Raw genomic sequence first — 3,449 nt, 5'->3', positions numbered from 1 at the left:
CACCCAACGTAATAAAGGCTATACCTCAGATAAATGGGTTTTACCTGCATTGCATATTGGTGGAAAACTAACAGTTGATGCGAATAAAGGGATCACTGCAGATGTTAAAACTAAAGAAGGGCAGTCATTCGAACAGGCACTAGCAATATTAAGTCATACTCCTGGGTATGAGTGGCTCGGGGACATTAAAAATAACAAAAACGTCAATTGGGCTGTTGTAAAAGATGCTTATAGCCAGTGGGATATAAAAACTGAAAGCCTTAATCCAGTCGTAGGTGCTGTGATTGCCATTGCTGTAGCGGCTGCTACTTATGGAACCTCTACAGCCGCCAGTGTTGGTGGATTAGCGAGTTCTACTGCTACAACTATGGGGGCTTCAGCGACAACAGCGTCAATGGCTTCTGCTGCGGCACAGGCGGGGTTTGCCTCACTCGTTTCTCAAGCTTCTGTCGCGTTAGTTGAGAACAAAGGAAACCTGTCAAAAACCTTATCCAGTCTAGGGGAAAGTGATACCGTAAAATCAATTGTGACCAGCATGATTATTGCAGGTTCACTTGAAGGATTTGATATTGCGTTATATGGCAAAGCGACTGATCCAGCCAAAGTGACCTTACCAAAACTCAGTGATGGAAATTGGACTCAAGTCGCACAGCGTGTAGCAGGGCAAAGTGCTATCAGCTCAACCATCGGAACAGCGATCCAAGGTGGGAGCTTTAGTGAAAACTTTAAAACAGCCCTACTCAGTAATGTGGCAGGGCAAATTCAAGCTGAAGGGGCTAACCTGATAGGCGATAAATTCCAGTATTTATATGTAGATAAACAGGGAAATATTCTAGGACATACAGGAAAAGCTCTTAGTCATGCGGGTTTGGCTGCACTAAGTGCAGAAATTAGTGGTGGCAATGTAAAAGGAGCCGTTGTTGGTGCATTAGCCGCTGAATTGGCTGCACTATCTCTTGATAACAAAAGTAAAAATAATTTAAATGCAGATACTCAAATAATCAAGGTGGTTGGGGCTTTATCTGGCGGTATTTATACAGGTGAAGCGAGTGGTGCATACAGTGGTGCTAATGCCGCAGAAAATGTATTTCTTTTTAATCACCATTACCATAATTTTTTTGGAAATACGGGCGATAACTTTTTCGCAAGTGGTTTTGAACTTGAAAAAGTATTAGCGAGTGATAGCAGCCTTACGGAGCAAGAAAAACGTAGTATTCGGAAAAATTATCTTAACGGTGCTGGGGGAGAAGACCCTGTAAAGTTAATATTAGAGCATCTTCCCGTTTCAGATACTATGATGGCATTAGAACAGGCCAAGGATACTAAAGATTACGCAATTGCACTATTAACATCGTTACCATTAGAACGAGCTGTAGCCGTTATGGGGCGATTGATCAAAACAACAGGCACGGCTCTTCAGCGGAAACCATTAAAAGGAGGGGCTGGAGGTAACTGGAATGTCATGAATGAAATCGTTGACCCAACTGTAGTGAAACAGGTGACGCCGACTAGTTGTGGCGCTGCATGTGGGGAAATGATATTAAAAGATCGTGATATTTTCACATCTCAGATTAAATTAGGTACAGAATTAACATCAATGAATTCACTTGCCAATAAACTAAATAAAGTTGATAGCGGTTGGGTTGCTAATAATGTTTCTTCCTCAAGTTTTGAGTCATTAAATCGTACCGGTTCTTGGAGTGCAATGATGTGGGACTCAGGTAATAAAGTTGGTCATTGGGTTGTTGTTAAAGGCGTAGACAATGGAGGTAATGTAATAATCAACGATCCATTTAAAGGAACACGGTACACAATGAAAGTTAACGAATTTAAGGATGCATGGAATGGACATAGTGTCTACAAACCATAATATATTTTTATTATCAATAGATTATGATAATACAACGAAAAACATTAGCTATGGTTTTAGTGTCAATAAAGAAACTAAATTTTTCATGGCAAGTATATTTGAGGCTAAAGGAATAAAAGGTATAAATTATACGGATGAACTCGATAAATTAATAATGTCTATAATGCCATATAAACCAGAAATATCTAAATTTTTAAGTGAGATAACTTGGGATTATATCGAAGGCAGAAATATATCTCTACCAGCTAATTTAATTTAAAACATGGTTCTACGCTAGAATCATTATTCAAGTTTTGTAACAGTCTCCTATTGATAACCTGAGTGAGCTTGATGAGGCTTCCAGTATTTGAATGGGTTTGTTGGATCAGCGAGGCCATTTGAGCAGAAATATACGGTTCATCCACTGTGAGGTGTTTTGACTTGAAGGAGGGTTTATCCGACGAAGCCTTATATGTATTAGCTCAGACCTTACAGTTACCGGTTATTTATAAGGTGTCTGTCAGGTCAAATCTAGTTCAGTTTTTTCTGCCGGGGGGAGGGCGGCCTAGACTGTAATTTAAATTGTGTACTTGCCTGCTTTTGATATGTTAATCCCAACAAAAAAGCACGAGCTATCAAATGACACTACGAGAATTTTTAGAGGGGCCTTGGAATGGAAATGCCGTTTTTAGTCAGTAGTGTATATCTTAATAATATACAATATATTAATGGAAAGGCTTTTTTAACTATATCGATAAACGGTGTTAGTCACGTTTTTATAGCGTATCCTGAAGGGGGGAGATATCAGTCATGAGATCATCGGATGAACTATCAAAACTATTAATGCACCTATCACAATATGAAAGCTCGATATATAAAAAGATATTCACCTTGGTATGGGATTATGTTAAAGGCAAAGACGTAATACTTCCTGCAAAATTATTATAAGAAATCTGGTAATAACAATCAGTAAGCCCTAATGATAGGGGGTAGATAGCTCTAAGTTCAATAGAATTGAGCAAAAAAGATTGAAAACACAGGCGGTTATGATTTTAGCCGCCTGTGTTTTCTTATCGACACATTTTAGGTAATGTTTCTTTTTTAGGACTACTTACCCAATAAGTGTAAGAAATGAATATGTTTTTCATACTGATCAAGAATATCGTGGATGATTTGCTCTTTTGCCCAGCCCATCACATCGTAGTCTTGCCCACCTTCTTTTAAGTGAATTTCAGCGCGATAGTAGCGTTGTTCTTCGCTTTTTTCTTCATCTGTTTCAGTACCCATACCCGATAACGCAAATGACGGTTGAATATAGTAACGGAGGCGAACTTCGTATAAAAAATTCATATCTTCGCCTAAATCCACTTCAAAGCTAAATTACCAGTCCTTCCCACATGATTTAAATAACAGAGCAGTCGGTTTCTATATCACAATCAGCAACAGCAGCAATAATGCGAGGCTCAAGTTGCGTTTTAAACTCATCGCAAATGGCAATATCACGTTAAATGCAGCCCGTGATATTGACTTGCAGTCGGCTAACCTTCAGTCCAAAGACAAAATTATTGCACTTTCTGGCCGTGATCTTAAATTAACCGCT

At 39.0% G+C, this 3,449-nt stretch carries 2 protein-coding genes and 1 pseudogene; 2 read left to right on the top strand and 1 reads right to left on the bottom strand.

Annotated features, from left to right (window positions below; genetic code table 11):
* Positions 1 to 1,870: DUF637 domain-containing protein (locus G6Q48_RS22380; RefSeq protein WP_242685849.1), on the top strand; the 1,870-nt coding region annotated here is incomplete at its 5' end.
* Positions 1,854 to 2,129 (top strand): hypothetical protein, encoded by a 276-nt coding sequence (locus tag G6Q48_RS21775; protein WP_407072567.1) that lies wholly within the window; start codon positions 1,854 to 1,856, stop codon positions 2,127 to 2,129. The genes G6Q48_RS22380 and G6Q48_RS21775, both read left to right, overlap by 17 nt.
* A gap of 827 nt (positions 2,130 to 2,956) precedes the next feature.
* On the opposite strand, the pseudogene G6Q48_RS21770 reads toward G6Q48_RS21775, so the two are convergent.
* Positions 2,957 to 3,223 (bottom strand): annotated as a pseudogene (locus G6Q48_RS21770) (choline transporter); the annotation flags it as partial.
* Between the last annotated feature and the right edge of the window lie 226 nt (positions 3,224 to 3,449).

This window comes from Providencia sp. M-27 (assembly GCF_011077905.1).
Taxonomy (GTDB): Bacteria; Pseudomonadota; Gammaproteobacteria; order Enterobacterales; family Enterobacteriaceae; genus Providencia; species Providencia huaxiensis.
The sequence above is the reverse complement of the archived record's forward strand: the minus strand, read 5'-3'. Positions and strand labels throughout refer to the sequence as shown.